Raw genomic sequence first — 18,474 nt, forward strand, 5'->3', positions numbered from 1 at the left:
AAAAAATTACACTAACTAAAATGGAAACCACAGAAACCCAAACATCATCGAAAAACTGGATCTACATCCTATCCGCATTAATCGTTTTATTGCTAGGAGCTAACGCCTATCTTTTCTTTAACAAGAATGATAAGGAAGCTAAGATCATAACTCTTTCTGACGAAAAGTTGAACTTACAAGTTGAGCTTAACAAAATGAAAGATGAATTATCGTCAGTGAAAGCTTTGAACACTAACTTATCTGATGATATGCAGGCAAAAGAAAAAGAGCTGAGTGCTAAGATTGAGGAGCTTGAAATCGCTTTACGTCAGGGCAAACTTACCGCTGCACAACTTTCAAAAGCAAAATCAGAAATTAGTACTTTAAAAAACACCATCAATAAATACATTGCTGATATTGAACAACTGAAACAGGAAAAAGAGATCCTTACTGCACAAAACTCTAGTCTAAAGTCATCTGTTGACTCAGTAAGCAGCAAAAATGGCGAACTGATTAGCAAAAACACAGAACTTTCAAATACTGTATCAAAAGCGTCAATGCTTAAAGCCCAAAGCGTAACTATTTCTACTTTAAAGAGAAAAAACAGTGGAAAATTGGTTGATGTTACCCGTGCAAAACAACTTGACAAAGTGGTGGCTAATATCAATATGGTCCCTAATGATCTTGCGGTTGAAGGACCTCACCTGATTTACATGCAAATTATTGATCCTTCCGGTAAAATGGTAAGTTCAGTTACAGAAGATACCAGTAAACCATTAATGATTGGTGGTGAAAAAATTGAGTACACCACCAGCACTACAATTCCTTACGTCCATAGCAATTCAAACTATGCAATTGAATGGTTAAGCAGCGAAGGCTGGACCTCAGGAACCTACAAAGTGAACATTTACACCGAACGTACACTTATAGGCTCAACCACCTTTACCCTTAAATAACTTACATAATCACATATAAAAAAAGAGCACCTCTTTGGTGCTCTTTTTTTATGCTCTTTTTTCACTCACAAACTGCTTTACTACCGGCAAGTTAATATAGAAAGTGGTTCCCACCCCTGCTACAGAGTTAAAACGTATGGTACCACCGGCATTTTCAATGGAGCTTTTTACGAAAGCTAAACCAATACCCATTCCGGAACTCTTGGTGGTAAAATTCGGAGAAAAGATTTTTTCACGTGCATCATCGGGTATTCCCAGACCGTTATCTGAAATAGTGATCGACACCTCATTATCTGATCCTGTTAAGTCAATAATAACCATACCCTTTGTTTCAGGAGGCATCGCTTGTAATGCATTTTTTACCAGGTTATTAAAAGAACGCATTAACTGATCTTTATCAGCAAACACACTTGTATTGGTATAGCTCCATGATTTAAAGGTTACTTCAGCCGATTCTGTTTCTTTAAAAACAAACACTGTTTCTTCCAAAATCTCTTTTACATCGAACACTTCATTATGCGTATCGGGCATTCGTGCAAAACTCGAAAATTCAGAAGCAATGAATGATAAACTATCAATTTGTTTGATAAACCCCTTACTAAACTTCTCAAATTTCTGATCAAAATTAGGGTCCTTATCTCGCCAGGCGCGGTCCAAATGCTGAACTCCTAAGCGTAAAGGTGTAAGTGGATTTTTAATTTCATGAGCAACCTGTTTTGCCATTTCACGCCAAGCGTTTTCACGTTCAGACATCGCCAATTTACGCGCACTTATTTCCAATTCGGCAATCATGTTGTTGTATTCTTTTACCATGTTGCCAATTTCATCATTCCCCCGCCACTCTATTGGAGTGTATTTACCAATCCGTGTGGTACGAAAATTTTGAAGCAATAGCTCCAAAGGAGCCGTTATGGAATTTGAAAAGATGAAAGCTACAATACCAATAGCTAAGAAAACAAATGAATACACATTAATAATAGCATTCAAAAACGCCGAGATACGGGTTCGGTATTCTTCTTCGTTTTCAAAATAAGGTAAACTGATATAACCTAAAATTTGATTTTTAGAATTTACAATTGGCGAATAAGCGGCCAGGTAATCAAGCTTACCTATCTTTTCGTATTCAGTAATGTATTCAATGAATCCGCTGCGTTGAATATTATAGAATGGCTTCGGGTCAATTTTCTCATCAATCAATCCTCTATCAAATAGTTTTGGCTGAGTTGATATGATAAGGTTTCCTTCGGTATCATAAAGGTTAATATCATTGTCGGTCACGTCGGAGAAAGAGGCAAACTTGACAGGAAAATCCTTATCAATAATAAGCCTATCATTTTCGACCAGCTCAGAGTTAAAACTTGCTGTAGCCAAACTAACCCTTTCGTTGATCAACTGACTTTGTTGCTCTTTATACTGGCGCCGTACATTGGATAAAGTTACCCAACCAATTACGATGATCGACATCATCACAGCCAATATCATCGATAACTGAATACGCGTTTTAAACAGAATATTAACCGAAGAAAATACTTCATTGAAATTAAACCGGAGCAGATCATCAAAATGGGTATAAACGACTGAAAATAAATACCTGCAAATAAGTATCAGGAACGTAAAAACAATCGAGAAACCTAAAATATAGGAGAAGATAGCCAGCTCAACAAAGAATCCTCCATTCTTTTTACTCACAACAATTATAGTATTATCGCGTGCTTTATAAACTAAATGATTATACCCGTTAAGGTTCGCAAAATAGCTATCATGAACTCTCAATTGCGCGTTGAACTCATCATCCAGTCTTTTATACAAATAATCCCCCTTATTGCTCATCAATTTGTGCTTATTGTAAAGAGCATAAGAATATCTTTCAATTTCTTTATTGATGTTTACATTCCCTTCAAGCAGAAGTTTAGGAAAAGTATTTCCTTTATCTACTAGCTTTGAGTGAATATCAAAAAGCAACTTCGCCATTTTCGGGCTATCCAGATTTAAAACCGCAATGTAGCGCTGCATGCCTGGAATACCCTTAGGCTGAAAAAGGGTATCTTGTTTGATAGAAAAAGATTTAAGCCCTGCATTGTCGAGCAAAGCCCTAAACGGACCTGCATTTTCTTCAGTTAATGAATCAACTGAAGACGTAACGGGATACACGCTTACTTCATACCTGGAAAAATAACCACCAAAATATCTTTTTTGAAGATGATTATTTAATTGTATACGATTGGGCAGCTCCTCCCCGTTAAAATAGTTTGCAATAGCTTTATCATATTTAATATTCTCCCGAATATCATTAAAAACGAACTCAGCGATAGGATCATTCGCATCTTCCAGTTTTAACGCAACTAGTTTTCTTCTTTCCTTTTCCTTTTGATTATTAAATTCAATCAAATTAGAAGCTACGAGTATTGAAAAAATGAGCAGAATAATTGTGCGTTCAGGAAAATCAAGCACCCCTCTTCTTTGTCTTGCTACGCGTTCTATAAGAACGAGAAAGAAAGCAATTAACAGGTAATAAATATTAAAGCTATTGGTAACAATAAGTACTAATGTAACTACTGTTAAGGCAACACTTGCGAGTGTAATTTTTTCGCCGGTTGAAAAGTCAAACGCCATAAACAACCGTGCGAGAATTAAACAAAAAAGATAGAAAGTGTATAATACAATGGCTGTTATAAATAAGCCCAAAAAGCTATAGATTGAAAGATCAAGTACATGGGAAATATCAAACTGTATGCGGGAGTTAATGATTAACCCTTGAAAAACAAAAAACAGAGTAGCACTTAATTTATAAACTATGGCTATTAAAAGGGATGCTAAAACATAAGCTACTGTTTTAACTCGCACTGAAAACTTGAAAGATTTAAGCTTACGTTCAAAAAACCAGAGAATGCCAAAAACAAAAAGGGTATTCAGAAATAACTCACCTAGCGAATTATTGGGATAACTGGAAGCGTATATGTACGGACCAAAAAGTTCAAGTTTGTAAAACTCACTTGGCACTCTTAAATTGATCATCAAAAATCTCATTCCCACCGGCAATACTATTGCAAAAAGGATGACTAACGCCCAATTCTTTTTAATAAAGAAAATATGAGCAATAAGTAGTAGCAAAATGAAAGTGAGTAGGATGATTACGGCATCAATGATGATTTCTAGGACAGAAACAATTTGCGCACTTAAAGCTTTATCAATGCTTAAGTAAAACAACGCCTTTCCTCCATTATCTTTCACCGCTACCGCCCCGGGATCTGTTGATTGAGCTAACTTAAAATAGGAGGGAATTGCTAAATCACGTGAAAATTCATTTTGCAGATAGGTATTTTGGAAAGAATATTCGCTTTTAATGGGCACAAAAAATAGCGTCGCATTGTTTCCTTTTACTTTCTTAATAATAAAATACCATCCATTAGATAACTGCCTAAAAGATGAACCATCATGTATTTGTTCCGGATGGGGAAGAACAATACGATTGCTACTCCAAAACGTTAATTTATCAAACTGATAATGAAGCATACTAATATTTTCAACATCTAATTGATCAATTAAATCAGAGACATTGGCAATAAATTTAGTATCAACACCTTTAGCAAGGTTTGTTTCATAAAAATCATTGACTAAATCGGACTTTCGAATCAATGCTTTTTGAGTGCGATTAGCAATTTCGGTTGTTTCACGTTCCGATGAAGTGAAAAAGTCAATCGAAAAACTAAGAATGAGCAAAACAGCAAGTAATCCCAGCAATCCGTAAATAATTTTAATGTTGACTTTCAATGCAATAGGCTTTAATGGACTGAATTTTAAAAATAAATATTTAATAATGAATTATTTATTTATTTATTGATACTTAGAGGAATTCTATCAATAAAAAAGCCTTTCGAGTTCGAAAGGCTTTGGTTTTTCTATTGACCAACGACTAATTAAAGGCTGGCAGTAGCCATCTCTTTACTTACTTTTTTCACCAATCCTTGTAACACATTTCCCGGACCAACTTCGGTAAAAGAAGTAGCTCCATCAGCAATCATTGCCTGAACAGTTTGAGTCCAGCGAACAGCTCCTGTTAACTGAGCAATTAAATTTTTCTTAATCACTTCAGGATCAGTGGTAGGAGCCGCATTGATATTTTGATATACCGGGCAAATAGGCTGATTAAAAGTAGTGGCATTAATTGCTGCTTCTAGTTCAACACGGGCAGGCTCCATTAAAGGCGAGTGAAAAGCTCCACCAACATTTAACACCAAAGCACGTTTAGCGCCTGCTTCTTTTAATTTCTCACATGCAGTATTCACGCCTTCAATCGTTCCTGAAATCACTAATTGTCCAGGGCAATTGTAATTAGCAGCAACCACTACATCATTGATCGATGCACAAATATCTTCTACTACTTTATCTTCCAAACCTAAAATTGCCGCCATTGTTGAAGGCTGTACTTCGCAAGCTTTTTGCATGGCGTTTGCACGAGCAATTACCAGTTTAAAAGCATCTTCAAAACTCAATGTTCCGTTAGCCACCAAAGCCGAAAACTCGCCTAACGAATGCCCTGCAACCATTTCCGGTTTGAATTCTCCATCCGCTATTAATGCTTTAATTACTGAATGTAAAAAGATAGCTGGTTGAGTAACTTTAGTTTGTTTTAAATCTTCATCGGTGCCGGTAAACATTGTATCTGTAATACGGAAACCGATAATTTCATTCGCTTTTTCAAAAAGTTCTTTAGCCTGAGCAGAAGACTCATAAAGATCTTTACCCATGCCTACAAATTGTGCCCCTTGTCCAGGGAAAACATATGCTTTCATTAATTATAGTTAATAGTTATTGGATAGTGATGTCCATCGTCAATGGACCATAGCTTTCTTTGGTTGTAGTAGATACTTATAAAATCTGATATCTTTAACTTACAACTTATTACGTTGAACTTAATCAGCTTAATTTTGCCGCGATTAATTGCATAAATTCCATACGCGTATTTTCGTTCACAAACTCACCTGTAAATGCCGAGGTCGTCGTTACCGAATTTTGTTTCTGAATACCCCGCATGCTCATGCACATGTGTTTACATTCAATCACCACAGCTACGCCTAATGGTTTCAAGGTCGATTCAATACAGTCGCGAATTTCGTTGGTTAATCGTTCTTGCACTTGCAAACGTCGCGAAAAGGCATCAACAACGCGAGGGATTTTACTCAATCCTACAACTTTTCCGTTGGGAATATACGCTACGTGAGCTTTACCAAAAAAAGGCAGCATATGGTGTTCGCACATAGAATACACTTCAATATCTTTTACAATAACCATTTGACTGTAATCTTCGGTAAACATAGCCGATTTCAAAATCTCGGTTGGATTCAGATCATAGCCGTGGGTAAGAAACTGTAATGCTTTGGCAACGCGCTCAGGAGTCTTATTCAAACCTTCACGATCCGGATTCTCTCCAATATCTTTTAAAATATCATGATACTTATCCGCAATCCTTTTGATTTTACCAGCATTGTAACGGTCAATTTTTTCATAACCGTCCATCTCATTTTCCTCCATCATACTTGGAGTATGGTCTTTATATTGTTCCATAATTTTATATTCGTTACTAACCGAAATATTCAACGAAGTTATTTTCCGTTTCGAAAAGTTTAATCGAATGTAAGGCAGCGCCCTTGCTTTCAATTTCGCCTTTTAACTGATTAAAAATTTCCATGGCCAACATTTCCGTAGAGGCCATCTTGCCTTTCATAAAGTCGACATCAAGATTTATGTTCTTATGATCAAGCTTATCAATTACACGAGAATTGATGATTTGTTTTAAATCTTTTAAATCGATCACAAAACCTGTCTCAGGATTCACCTCGCCTTTTACGGTCACAAACAGATCATAGTTATGTCCGTGCCAGTTAGGATTAGAGCATTTACCGAACATTTCAGCGTTCTTGTCATTACTCCATTCTTCCCGAAAAAGCTTATGAGCCGCATTAAAATGTTCTTTTCTTGTTATGTAGATCATGGCGCAAATATCGTAAAAAAATTGATGTCCATAGTCCATAGCATGATTAGATGATAATTCAAAAATTGATAATCAATGGTTGCTCGACTATCGACTATGGACTTTCCATTTTACATCCTACATTTGCCCTAATTATGAAACTACTCCTAGTTGCTGCTACCAAAGCGGAGATTCAGCCATTTATCAACATTCATCCTCATACAGATGTTTTGATCACCGGAGTAGGGATGGTTGCCACCACCTATCACCTCACGAAGCATTTGGCTAAAAATTCGTATGATTTGGTTATTAATGCCGGTATAGCGGGCGCATTTGATCGCTCAATTAAGCTGGGTGAAGTTATACAAGTGATAAGCGAGGAGCTACCGGAGCTTGGAGCCGAAGATGGTGATCACTTTGTGAGCCTGACTGATCTTGGTTTTATGAACCCTAATGAATTCCCGTTTACAAATGGAAAACTGATCAATAATTTCAGAACAGAAAACTTAAAATCACTCGCAGGTGTTACGGTAAATACGGTTAACGGCAATGAATCCAGCATACAAAAGATGGTGGAACGCTGTACTCCCGATGTGGAGAGCATGGAAGGTGCTGCTTTTTTCTACGTTTGTTTACAGGAAAACGTGAAGTTTATTCAACTGCGCAGCATTTCCAACCATGTAGAAAAACGTAATCGTGCAAACTGGGACATCCCTTTGGCGATTAAACACCTGAATAATTATTTAATCGAATATGTAAATAAGATCTATTAGAGTTGAAGGCTTGATATAGAAACGCTTCGACTCCGCTCAACGTGACCTTTTAATATTAACATTTTTAACATGAAACTTACTCTAGGCTTTTCGCCTTGCCCTAATGATACTTTTATTTTTGATGCGTTAATCCATAAAAAGATTGACACTGAAGGATTAGACTTTGAATTTTCGTTTGATGATGTTGAAACGTTGAATCAAAAAGCTTTTCGGAACGAATTAGACATTACTAAGCTTAGTTTCCACGCATTTGCCTATGCTGCTGAAAACTATGCTTTATTGAATTCAGGCAGTGCTTTGGGTTTCGGGGTTGGACCCTTGTTGATAGCTAAACGAGATATCAATACCGAAACGGCTGAGGAGAAGCATAAAATTGCGATGAAATCAGGCAGAGAAAGCATGGGCAATTTGATTTCAAGACTTAGCCCGCATCTTGCTGATTTAAAAATTGGGATTCCCGGCAAATACACCACTGCTAATTTTCTGCTAAGCCTGGCATTTCCGCAAGCAAAAAATAAAGAAGAACTACTTTTTTCAGAGATAGAAAACGCTCTCGTTGATGAAAAAATCGACTTGGGCTTAATTATTCATGAAAATCGTTTCACCTATCAACAAAAAGGCTTGTTCAAAGTACTCGATTTGGGGGAATATTGGGAAAACTTAACCGGGGCCCCAATTCCATTAGGAGGAATTTTCATTAAACGATCGTTGCCGATTGAGGTTCAGCAAACTGTAAACCGTTTGATTCGCAACAGTGTGGAATTTGCTTTTCGTGATCCGCGTTCGGCAATGGAATTTGTGCGCCAATATGCGCAGGAAATGAGCGAAGAAGTAATGATCAAGCATATTAAGCTGTATGTTAATAGATATTCCTTAGATTTAGGGCCAGATGGACGCCGTGCTATTGAAACGATGTTTAAAGTGGCTGCCGAAAAAGATATTCTTCAAAAACCTGGTCAAAACTTATTTGTAGCATGATTGTAATTGTAGGAGGAGCCGGATTAGCTGGCAGCAATCTTGTATTAAAACTTAATACTGAAAACTTTAATGACATCGTTATTGCCGATGACTATACAGACCTGGAAAAAAAACAGCATCTGTTAAGTAAACGTTTCTCAAAAAAAATAAAATACCAGGAACTCCCTCGCTTCCTTACCGTTAACCAGTTGCATGTGCAATTGGTGGTGGTAACCGAAGAAGTTTCAACTGAACTTGCTAAAGGAATTTGGAATAGTTGTTTAGCATTTGGCCTTCCCTTATTAGTGTTAGAAAAAGGAATACAATCGACATTTGAGGAAATAAGTAAAGCCGAATCACGTAAGCCTTATTTTTGGTCAATTGTTAAAACTGAAAACATCCAGCAAGTTGCCTTGGCTACTGAATCCTTATTTTTCTTAATGAAGGAGCGGCGTAGTTCAGGGGTTTATGAAATTGATACCAATGGAAACTGTTTAGCCTTGCAAAACATCGGGTTTCAGAGCCTCAAAATGGAATAAATGTATTCGTCCATTAGTGTTCCATGCTTTATAATGGCAAAGCGAAGCATGGCCTCCTGACGAAAGCCTGCCCGTTCAAGAACTTTCATGGAAGCATGGTTGAATTCAAAAACACTGGCATAAATGCGAACCACATCAAAAGTTGAAAAAGTATAGTCTACCACTTCATTGACTGCATTCGACATTATTTTTTGGTTCCAGTAGTTTTCGCCCAGCCAAAAACCAATCTCAGCGCTGCATTTATAAACATCATCTTTCAAATTAATGCCTATAGAACCAACCGCTAATCCGTCAATATCAATGGCAAAATGGGTAAGCGGTTGTTGGTTTTCATTCAAAGCTATCCAAGCGCGGGCATCTTCTATTGTGTATGGATGCGGGAAATAATCCCTCACATTATTCCATAGCTTTTCATTGTTAGCATTATCAGCTAACGAAAACTCATCGCCTTGTCGCAATGGCCGCAGCTTAAAATGATCAGCCTTGATTTCCATTGCTTACTTTGTAAACCGTTCTCGTTGAATAAACAGAACCGGGTCTGAGAATCGTATCCGGCAAAGAAGGAATATTTATAGCGTTCGGGTGAACCTGTGTTTCCAAACAAAACGCATGAAAAGGCCCGTACTTCACGCCATTTTTACCTTTAATTTCAGGAATATACTTTCCGCAATATAAATGCACAACCGGCTCGGTAGTAAACACATTCAACTGTACACCTGTTTCCTTTGATTTAGCTTTTGCGGCTAATGCTAAACCACCCGGATTTGCTATCACAAAACTCTGATCGTATCCTTCCTCCGGATCCATATCGCGGTTAATGGTTCGTTCGGTTCTAAAATCGTGAGCGGTTGAAGCTATAGGAATCAAATTGCCGGTTACCACATAATTGCTATCCTGTTCTAAATAATTATCAGCATTGATGGTGAGCAAATGTTCTCCAATCGTTGTTGCTCCTCCGTCCAGGTTAAAATAACTATGATGGGTAATGTTTACAGCCGTTGGTGCATCAGTAGTAGCCTTGAACTCATAACTAAGTTCATTTTCATTATTCAACTCAAAGGTTATGTACAGATCTAAATTACCAGGGAAGTGCTCTTCTCCATCAGAACTTATATAACGAAGCGTTACTGTTGGATTTGGCAATGCAGTATAGCCAATTACCTCAAACACCTTTTTATCAAACCCCTCAATTCCTCCATGTAAACAATCGCCGTTTTGGTTTTGAGCTATCTGATAGTCTTTGCCGTCAATTTTAAATTTTCCGCCTTTAACTCTATTTGCATAACGTCCGATAACGGCTCCGAAGTAAGGATAGTTACTCAAATATTCTTTAGAAAAATATTCATCAACATTATCAAAACCCAGCACAATATCAACCTCCTTGCCATCGGCCGCTTTCACCTTAAATGATTTAATAATAGCGCCATAATTCAGAATCTCAACGGAGGTTCCTTTTTCATTTTCAAGCGAAATTAAATAAAGATCTCCTTTAGCTGTTGTTCCGCAATACTGTTTATTAACCTTCATGTTGTTTTTTCGTATTATGATACTACATCTTTAACATATCCGTTGGTAATCAAAAAATCGAAGAGCGGCTTAGCTTCAACCGAGCTAGGCATATTTTGAGAGGTGATCACTTTGCCTTCTTTAGATGAAAAATAAGGGAAAGCATACAATTTCACATTCTTACTAAATAATCCACTAATATAGCTCAGCAATTCTCGTGAATAATTGGCACCGTAATTTTCTGCATTAAATATATTAACCAAATTGGCTATATTCAGCAATAGGATAATGCTCTTAGGCTTGCACTGATTTAGGTACTGAGCCAATTTATTATGACGAGAAAAGTTAGAAACAATCACTGTTCGCTTTCGCGACAATAAATCATCCACCCTATGCATTATTTCATCCAAGTTAATCGCACCATCCACTTCTGACAAAAGATTATTTAAGGTTATCTCCGTCAACACCACCAGATTTTCATCCTTGGCGTTTTCATTTTGCTTTACGTACTCTATGGCGGTGGTTAATTTTTCCTTATTAATAGGTGCTTTTTGGCCATAACGACGGCGATAAATAATCACTTCTTTTTTATAAAGCAGATCTTTAGGCTGGTAAACGGTGCTATCGGCTCCAAAAATGGCGGCACTCGAAAACCCTTTGGCGATGAGGTATAAATTAAGCAATCGGTTATTTACACCGTCAAAGGCCGGCCCTGATACATTGATCATATCAATTTCCACGGAACCAACCGAAAGATTATCAGCCAATGACTCAATCATGGCTTGTGGATCTTCATGATAATAATAGGCCGCATAAACCAAGTTCACGCCCAAAATACCTAATACATCCTGTTGAAGGCTTGCATCACTATCTAATAAGCGAACGTGGAATAAAATATCATTACACTCTGCCCCGGGCTGCAATTGAAAGCGTAAACCAATCCAACCATGGGGTTCATTGGTTTTGCTGTAATTGAGAGTCATTACAGTATCTGCAAAGGCGAAAAAAGTACGTTTTTTGTATTTTTCGTCAGAAAGACGTTCACTAAGCAAAGGGTACTCATGATCCAACATTTTTAGCAAACGAGATTTAGACACATACCGACCGCTTTCTTCGGCTCCGTAAATGGCGTTACTAAAGGCCATATCATAAGCCGACATGGTTTTAGCAACTGTTCCGGAAGCTGCTCCTGCCATAAAAAAATTACGGGCTACTTCTTGTCCTGCACCAATCTCCGCAAATGTGCCGTAAATATGTTCATCCAGGTTTATTTTTAATGCCTTGCGCTTGGTTTCTAGAACTTCTCTCATAGTGTGTAAAGGTAGCAAACAAGTCAGAATCTATGAAAAGGCTTTAATAGTGATAAGAGCACTATATTAAACTAATAAACCCCGGCCGGATGCGCAGGCAGGGGTTCTTGCTTTGGATAGGGTAAACTCTTTAAGCAGTAACAGAACTGCTTTCGCCCACAAACTTAGCAATATAATCTCCAACAGTGGAAGTGTTTTTTGGATTTTGATTGTTAATGTCGACTGTTGCAATTCCTTCATCAATCGATTTTTTAACAGCTTTGCGAATGCAATTAGCTTCATCAAACAGCTGAAAATGATCTAACATCATTGCTGCTGATAAAATTGCGGCAACCGGATTGGCGACATTTTTACCTGCAGCCTGTGGATATGACCCGTGGCAAGGCTCGAACATCGCGGTTTTTGCGCCCATTGATGCAGATGCTAATAAACCTAATGAACCTGTAATTACGCTGGCTTCATCAGAGATAATATCACCAAACATATTTTCAGTTAAGATAACATCAAACTGAACCGGATTCACGATCATTTGCATAGCCGCATTATCTACGAATAAATAATCGACTTCTACATCAGGATATTCAGACGCCATTTTCTTCACCACATCTCTCCAAAGACGTGAGGTTTCCAATACGTTGGCTTTATCAACTAAGGTTAATTTTTTACGACGAGCTCTTGCCGCCTCAAAAGCAGGTTTAGCGATACGTTCAATTTCTATAACTGAGTATTCGCAATTGTCATAAGCCGTAGTATCGTTATTTTTACGTCCTTTTTCGCCGAAATAAATACCGCCGGTTAATTCTCTGTAAACTACCAAATCAGCGCCTTTGATACGATCTTCTTTTAAGGGAGATTTATCGATCAACGAATCGTAGGTAGTAACCGGACGAATATTGCAAAACAGCCCCATTTCCTTGCGGATTTTCAACAAGCCTTGTTCCGGGCGAACCTTTGCATTAGGATCATTATCATATTTCGGATCACCTATGGCTCCGAATAAAATGGCATCTGATTCTAAACATACCTTTAGCGTTTCATCAGGCATTGGATTTCCGGTTACATCGATAGCGATTGCTCCGGCCAATGCTTCTGTGTATTCAAATGTATGGTTGTACTTACCGGCAATAGCATTCAATACTTTGATAGCTTGTGCTACCACTTCCGGACCAATACCGTCACCGGACAATACGGCAATTTTCTTTTTCATATATTCCTAATTCCCCCTGAAGGGACAATTTATTCAAATTTAGTTAATTAGACCGCTTTTTGTTCGAACGCTTCAATTTTGTCTTTTAAGCTTAACAAAAAGTCGATATCATCATAGCCATTCAACAAGCACATTTTTTTGTAGCCATCAATCGAAAACGATTCTGATTTATTACCAAGTGCAATGGTTTGTGATTCCAGGTCAATTGTAAGTTCAGTTGATGGTTCATTGATTACCGCTTGTAGGATTTCTTGCAAAAACTCTTCGGATACCTGAACCGGCAACAAGAAGTTATTCAAGGCATTTCCTTTAAAAATATCGGCAAAGAAGCTCGACACAACTACTTTAAATCCGAAATCATGAATTGACCAAGCCGCATGTTCACGACTTGAACCGCAACCAAAATTGCGCCCGGCCACCAAGATTTCACCCGAATATTTGGGATTATTTAATACGAAATCAGCCTTAGGATTACCTGCTGAATCATAACGCCAATCGCAGAACAAATTATCACCAAAACCTTCACGACTGGTTGCTTTTAGAAAGCGAGCCGGAATGATTTGATCTGTATCTATATTTTCGATCGGCAACGGTACTGCTGTTGCCGTTAACTTTTGAAATTTTTCTACTTTCATAATTTAGATTTGAGTATTAAGATAGGCGATTTGAGATAAATAGCTGTTCACATCATCCATCTTCCCTTCTCACTAATTTTAATTCAAATAAGCTTTCACATCCACAATTTTACCTTCCAAAGCGGTAATTGCTGCAACCAATGGAGAAGCAAGTAAAGTACGTGCACCTTGTCCTTGACGGCCTTCAAAATTACGATTCGAAGTAGAAACGCAATATTCGCCCGCAGGAATTTTATCTTCATTCATACCTAAACAAGCCGAACAACCCGGTTCACGAAGCTGGAAGCCTGCTTCTGCAAAAATTTTATCTAAGCCTTCAGATTTAGCTTGCGCTTCAACTAATTTAGAACCCGGAACGATGAAGGCATTTACGTTATCCGCTTTTTTACGGCCTTTTACCAACTCAGCAACTAAACGCAGATCTTCGATACGAGAATTGGTGCAGCTACCGATAAAGACAAAATTCACTTGCTTATTTATCAACGATTCACCTGCTTTAAAGCCCATATAACCTAAGGCTTTGTCGAAGCTTTCCTGACCAGAGAATTTATCTTCTGTGGGAACGTTTTCGGTTACTTTAATACCCATTCCCGGATTGGTACCGAATGTAATCATCGGTTCTATATCAGCCGCATCATATGAGTACTCGAGATCAAAAGTAGCATCGTTATCAGTAGGCAATGTTTCCCAGTACGCTACTGCTTTTTCAAAATCTTCTCCTTTTGGAGCAAACTCACGACCGCGAACGTATTCAAAAGTGGTTTCATCAGGAGCAATCATGCCACCACGAGCACCCATTTCAATACTCATATTGCAAACGGTCATTCGGCCTTCCATGCTCATTTCACGGAAAACATTCCCGGCAAACTCCACAAAATAACCTGTTCCGCCGTTGGCACTGAGCTTAGCGATGATATAAAGAATTACATCTTTTGGCGAAACGCCTTTTGCTAATACTCCATTTACGTTTACACGCATTTTCTTAGGCTTGTTTTGCAACAAACATTGGCTGGCCATTACTTGAGCAACCTGACTGGTTCCGATACCAAACGCAATTGAACCAAAGGCTCCATGGGTTGAAGTATGACTATCCCCGCAAACAATGGTCATTCCGGGTTGGGTTACACCAAGCTCAGGACCAATAACATGCACAATACCTTGATATTTGTGGCCTAAGCCGTATAACTCAACATTATGTTTAGCACAGTTTTCGGTAAGTTTATTTACCTGAAAACGCGAAAGGTCATCTTTAATCGGCAAATGCTGATCCCAGGTAGGAACATTATGATCAGCTGTAGCCATTATTTTTTCAGGGCGGAACAGTTGAATTCCGCGTTCTTCCAACTCAGCAAATGCTTGCGGGCTGGTAACTTCATGAATTAAATGCTTATCAATATATAATACATCGATTCCTCCTTCTGCAGAAGTCACAACGTGTGCATCCCAAACTTTGTCAAATAAGGTCTTTCCCATCTATTTTTTGATTTAAAGCCTCACCCTTTGATTCCCTCTCCTAAAAGAGAGCAACTTTGAGGGAAGCTTTCTTATTGTCTATTCTTATTATAATCACTGCATTGGCCTCAAGCCCCCTTAGGAGATTTAGGGTTTAAGCAATAGAAATATTAACGATTTTCATCAACTCATGAATATCAATATCATGAACTTCCTTTTTACGATCGGCAATTTTTAAAAAATGAGCATACACAATATCCAGCTCCTCTTTACTTAATGAGTAGCCAATATTTTGTGCGCGATAAGCTAATGCTGCACGGCCACTACGTGCTGTTAAAACGATTAATGATTCATCAACGCCTACATCTTTAGGGTCAATGATTTCATATGTCTCACGGTTCTTAATCATGCCGTCCTGATGAATTCCTGACGAATGAGCGAAAGCATTTGACCCCACAATAGCTTTATTGGGCTGCACAAACATTTGCATACGCTCTGAAACCAATTGGCTAATTGGATAAAGCATTGGCGTGTTAACGCCGGTATATAAATTCAAATATGGATGCTGACGCATAATCATCACCACTTCTTCAAGTGAAGTATTCCCAGCACGCTCACCAATACCGTTAATTGTACATTCAATTTGTCCTGCTCCGTTCAAAACACCTGCAATAGAATTAGCTGTTGCCAACCCTAAATCATTATGACAATGAGTTGAAAGGATGGCTTTATCAATTCCTTTCACATTTTCTTTTAGGAATTTGATTTTTTCGCCATATTCATGCGGAAGGCAATATCCGGTAGTATCGGGAATATTCAATACAGTTGCACCGGCTTTTATGGCTGCTTCGCAAACACGAGCAAGAAATTCATTATCCGTACGTCCGGCGTCTTCAGCATAAAATTCAACATCTTCAACAAAACTCTTTGCATATTTAACTGCTGCCATCGCACGCTCTATAATTTCCTCACGGGTAGCATTAAATTTATATTTGATATGTGAATCAGAAGTACCGATGCCCGTGTGAATACGTGGTCGTTTGGCAAATTTCAAGGCTTCCGCTGCGGTTTCTATATCTTTAGGAACGGCTCTTGACAATCCACAAACAATCGGTTCGGTTACTGCCTTTGCAATTTCCATTACGGAATTAAAGTCTCCAGGACTAGAAATAGGAAAACCAGCCTCAATTACATCCACACCTAAACGTTCGAGATTCTTTGCGATCTCCACTTTTTCAGGTGTATTGAGCTTACAGCCCGGAACTTGTTCTCCATCTCTCAACGTGGTATCGAATATCTGTATTTTTCTTCCAGTCATGTTATCAGTTCTATTTGTAAGAGTCTAAAGTATTCAGTAAGATTAGCTCTTGAAAACAGCTGAGGCATATTTTGTACTAATTTCAACATTAACATATGCACGATAAACAGCTAACTACCAGATAAATAAAATAAAAATTTATACAATGGCTAATATTAAGAATGAGCCTGTTTTTGAGTTGATAAAGTCCATGTCGAAATCAGAAAAGCGAAATTTTAAACTTTTTGCCACTCGCCTGGAAGGCAATCAGGATGCAAAGTTTTTATCGCTGTTTGATGCAATGGACGGAGTTAACGAATATGATGAGGACAAAATTCTAAAGAAAGCGCCCGTAAAAAAGGTTCAGCTTTCCAACATGAAGGCACATCTTTACAAGCAAATTCTGATCAGTTTGCGTTTAATGAACGTTCAGCATTATCCCGATCTGCAGCTTCGTGAACAGGTAGATTTCGCAAAAATCCTTTACAACAAAGGTTTATATAGGCAAAGTTTGAAGGTACTCGACAAGGCCAAAACCATGGCTGTTGAACTGATGCAAAACACCATTGCCTTGGAAATTGTAGAATTTGAAAAAATGATTGAGTCACAATACATCACTCGATCAATTAGCAACCGGGCCGACATGCTTACCACAGAAACTGTAGGCCTGAACAATGCAATTCAAAAAGCCAATCAGTTTTCCAACCTTGCGCTCCAATTATATGGTTTATATCTTAAAGTGGGCTATGTGAAAAACAAAAAGGATTTGGCATTTGTGCAAACCTTCTTTGAGATGAATCTGCCCAAATACGAAATAGAATCCCTGGGCTTTTATGAAAAGATGTATCTGTATCAATCGTACGTTTGGTACAATTACATCATTCAGGATTTTGTGGCATGTTACCGCCATGCTCAGCGCTGGGTTCAGCTGTTCAATGAAAACCCGCAGATGAAAAAAGGCATGATCAGTTTTTACCTAAAAGCCTATAATTATCTACTCGAATCCCTTTTCTACCTGCGTCATTATGCAAAGTTTTGGGAAGTTTTGAATGAACTGGAAGATGCCATAAAACGCGATCAGGAGTTTTTGGATGATAACGCCGAAATGCTTGCTCAATCGTGTTTGCTAACCAATAAAATGAACCAGCATTTTATGGAAGGCACCTTTACAGCCGGACTTAAATGGTTGCCGGAGATTAAACAATTCTTAATACAAAATGAATCACGTATTGACGAGCACCACGTGCTTGTCTTTTATTATAAAATTGCCTGTCTCTATTTTGGAAGTGGTGACAATAAGAATGCCCTTATTTACCTAAGCAAAGTAATTAGCACGCGTGATGCCGATGTCCGTTCGGACCTACAGTGTTTTGCCCGCATTTTAAACCTGATCGCCAATTACGAGGCCGGCAATGATTCCAATCTGGAGTATCAGATTAAATCGGTTTACCGTTTCCTGGTAAAAATGAATGATTTGAACAAGGTTCAGGTTGAGGTAATCAACTTCTTGAAAAACCTGGGAACCATTTACGAGCATGAACTAAAAACAGAATTCAAGAATCTACATGATAAACTGGTGGTTTTTGAGAACCATCCGTACGAAAAGCGTCCGTATCTATACCTCGACATTATTTCATGGCTGGAATCTAAAATTGAAAACAAACCGGTTCAGGAAATTATCAGGAAGAAGTTTTTGAATGCGAATAGGTAGTATGAGACGTGAGAATCAAGATTCAAGACAGAAGATATGAGACGGTGAAGTAAATTATTTTTTTTATGTTTTTTCAAATCCTTAAGATCTGCTCGGAATTTATCTATAAGGATGTTGTATAACAAACAACCCGATCAGCAATGCTAATCGGGTTGTTTGTTATGATATTTATTTCTTTTTT

Annotated in this window: 16 protein-coding genes; 5 read left to right on the plus strand and 11 right to left on the minus strand. The window is 38.1% G+C overall.

Features of this window, described 5'->3' with window-relative positions; all coding sequences use genetic code 11:
• The first annotated feature begins 20 nt into the window (after window positions 1-20).
• Window positions 21-935, plus strand: coding sequence for a hypothetical protein (locus FN756_RS02595; RefSeq protein WP_142601196.1), 915 nt, complete (start codon window positions 21-23; stop codon window positions 933-935).
• A gap of 48 nt (window positions 936-983) precedes the next feature.
• Here FN756_RS02595 and FN756_RS02600 read toward each other — a convergent pair whose 3' ends face one another.
• The 4 genes from FN756_RS02600 to FN756_RS02615 form a co-directional block, all read right to left on the minus strand.
• Entirely contained in the window at window positions 984-4,706 is a 3,723-nt protein-coding gene (locus FN756_RS02600) for a sensor histidine kinase (RefSeq protein ID WP_142601198.1), read from the minus strand.
• Window positions 4,707-4,852: 146 nt separating this feature from the next.
• The gene (gene fabD / locus FN756_RS02605; protein WP_142601199.1) at window positions 4,853-5,728 is read right to left on the minus strand and encodes an ACP S-malonyltransferase; all 876 of its coding nucleotides are present in this window, start codon (window positions 5,726-5,728) and stop codon (window positions 4,853-4,855) included.
• A 124-nt stretch (window positions 5,729-5,852) separates the two neighbouring features.
• The gene (gene folE / locus FN756_RS02610; RefSeq protein ID WP_142601201.1) at window positions 5,853-6,500 is read right to left on the minus strand and encodes a GTP cyclohydrolase I FolE; all 648 of its coding nucleotides are present in this window, start codon (window positions 6,498-6,500) and stop codon (window positions 5,853-5,855) included.
• A 16-nt stretch (window positions 6,501-6,516) separates the two neighbouring features.
• Window positions 6,517-6,927 carry a 6-pyruvoyl trahydropterin synthase family protein gene (locus tag FN756_RS02615; protein WP_142601202.1) on the minus strand — a complete coding sequence of 137 codons (411 nt, stop codon included), beginning with the start codon at window positions 6,925-6,927 and terminating at the stop codon, window positions 6,517-6,519.
• Between the two features lie 134 nt (window positions 6,928-7,061).
• Between FN756_RS02615 and mqnB the strand changes: the two genes are divergently transcribed.
• The 3 genes from mqnB (at window position 7,062) to FN756_RS02630 (ending at window position 9,175) form a co-directional block, all read left to right on the plus strand.
• A complete protein-coding gene (gene mqnB, locus FN756_RS02620; RefSeq protein WP_142601204.1) occupies window positions 7,062-7,679 on the plus strand; it encodes a futalosine hydrolase in 618 nt (205 codons plus the stop codon).
• A gap of 69 nt (window positions 7,680-7,748) precedes the next feature.
• Window positions 7,749-8,657, plus strand: a complete 909-nt coding sequence (locus tag FN756_RS02625) for a menaquinone biosynthesis family protein (protein WP_142601206.1) — start codon at window positions 7,749-7,751, stop codon at window positions 8,655-8,657.
• Window positions 8,654-9,175 carry a hypothetical protein gene (locus FN756_RS02630; RefSeq protein ID WP_142601207.1) on the plus strand — a complete coding sequence of 174 codons (522 nt, stop codon included), beginning with the start codon at window positions 8,654-8,656 and terminating at the stop codon, window positions 9,173-9,175. Before FN756_RS02625 ends, FN756_RS02630 begins: the two co-directional genes overlap by 4 nt.
• Here the strand turns inward: FN756_RS02630 and FN756_RS02635 are convergent.
• The 7 genes from FN756_RS02635 to FN756_RS02665 form a co-directional block, all read right to left on the minus strand.
• Window positions 9,154-9,669, minus strand: coding sequence for a GNAT family N-acetyltransferase (locus tag FN756_RS02635; protein WP_142601209.1), 516 nt, complete (start codon window positions 9,667-9,669; stop codon window positions 9,154-9,156). The two genes, FN756_RS02630 and FN756_RS02635, sit on opposite strands and share 22 nt — an antisense overlap.
• On the minus strand, window positions 9,653-10,702 hold the full coding sequence (locus tag FN756_RS02640) for an aldose epimerase family protein (protein ID WP_142601210.1): 1,050 nt from the start codon (window positions 10,700-10,702) through the stop codon (window positions 9,653-9,655). The genes FN756_RS02635 and FN756_RS02640 overlap by 17 nt, the downstream gene beginning before the upstream one ends.
• A 14-nt stretch (window positions 10,703-10,716) precedes the next feature.
• Window positions 10,717-11,991, minus strand: a complete 1,275-nt coding sequence (locus FN756_RS02645) for a nicotinamide mononucleotide adenylyltransferase (RefSeq protein ID WP_142601212.1) — start codon at window positions 11,989-11,991, stop codon at window positions 10,717-10,719.
• Between the two features lie 130 nt (window positions 11,992-12,121).
• Window positions 12,122-13,198: a 3-isopropylmalate dehydrogenase gene (leuB, locus tag FN756_RS02650; protein ID WP_142601214.1), complete on the minus strand. Its 1,077-nt coding sequence runs from the start codon at window positions 13,196-13,198 to the stop codon at window positions 12,122-12,124.
• A gap of 47 nt (window positions 13,199-13,245) precedes the next feature.
• Window positions 13,246-13,833: a 3-isopropylmalate dehydratase small subunit gene (gene leuD / locus FN756_RS02655; RefSeq protein ID WP_142601215.1), complete on the minus strand. Its 588-nt coding sequence runs from the start codon at window positions 13,831-13,833 to the stop codon at window positions 13,246-13,248.
• A 78-nt stretch (window positions 13,834-13,911) separates the two neighbouring features.
• Window positions 13,912-15,306, minus strand: coding sequence for a 3-isopropylmalate dehydratase large subunit (gene leuC, locus FN756_RS02660; RefSeq protein ID WP_142601217.1), 1,395 nt, complete (start codon window positions 15,304-15,306; stop codon window positions 13,912-13,914).
• Between the two features lie 133 nt (window positions 15,307-15,439).
• The gene (locus FN756_RS02665) at window positions 15,440-16,603 is read right to left on the minus strand and encodes a 2-isopropylmalate synthase (RefSeq protein ID WP_142601218.1); all 1,164 of its coding nucleotides are present in this window, start codon (window positions 16,601-16,603) and stop codon (window positions 15,440-15,442) included.
• A 145-nt stretch (window positions 16,604-16,748) separates the two neighbouring features.
• On the opposite strand from FN756_RS02665, the gene FN756_RS02670 reads away from it, so the two are divergent.
• Window positions 16,749-18,293 (plus strand): hypothetical protein, encoded by a 1,545-nt coding sequence (locus tag FN756_RS02670; protein WP_142601220.1) that lies wholly within the window; start codon window positions 16,749-16,751, stop codon window positions 18,291-18,293.
• Window positions 18,294-18,474 lie beyond the last annotated feature (181 nt).

This window comes from Solitalea koreensis (genome assembly GCF_900182575.1).
In the GTDB taxonomy this organism is placed as follows: Bacteria; Bacteroidota; Bacteroidia; order Sphingobacteriales; family Sphingobacteriaceae; genus Solitalea; species Solitalea koreensis.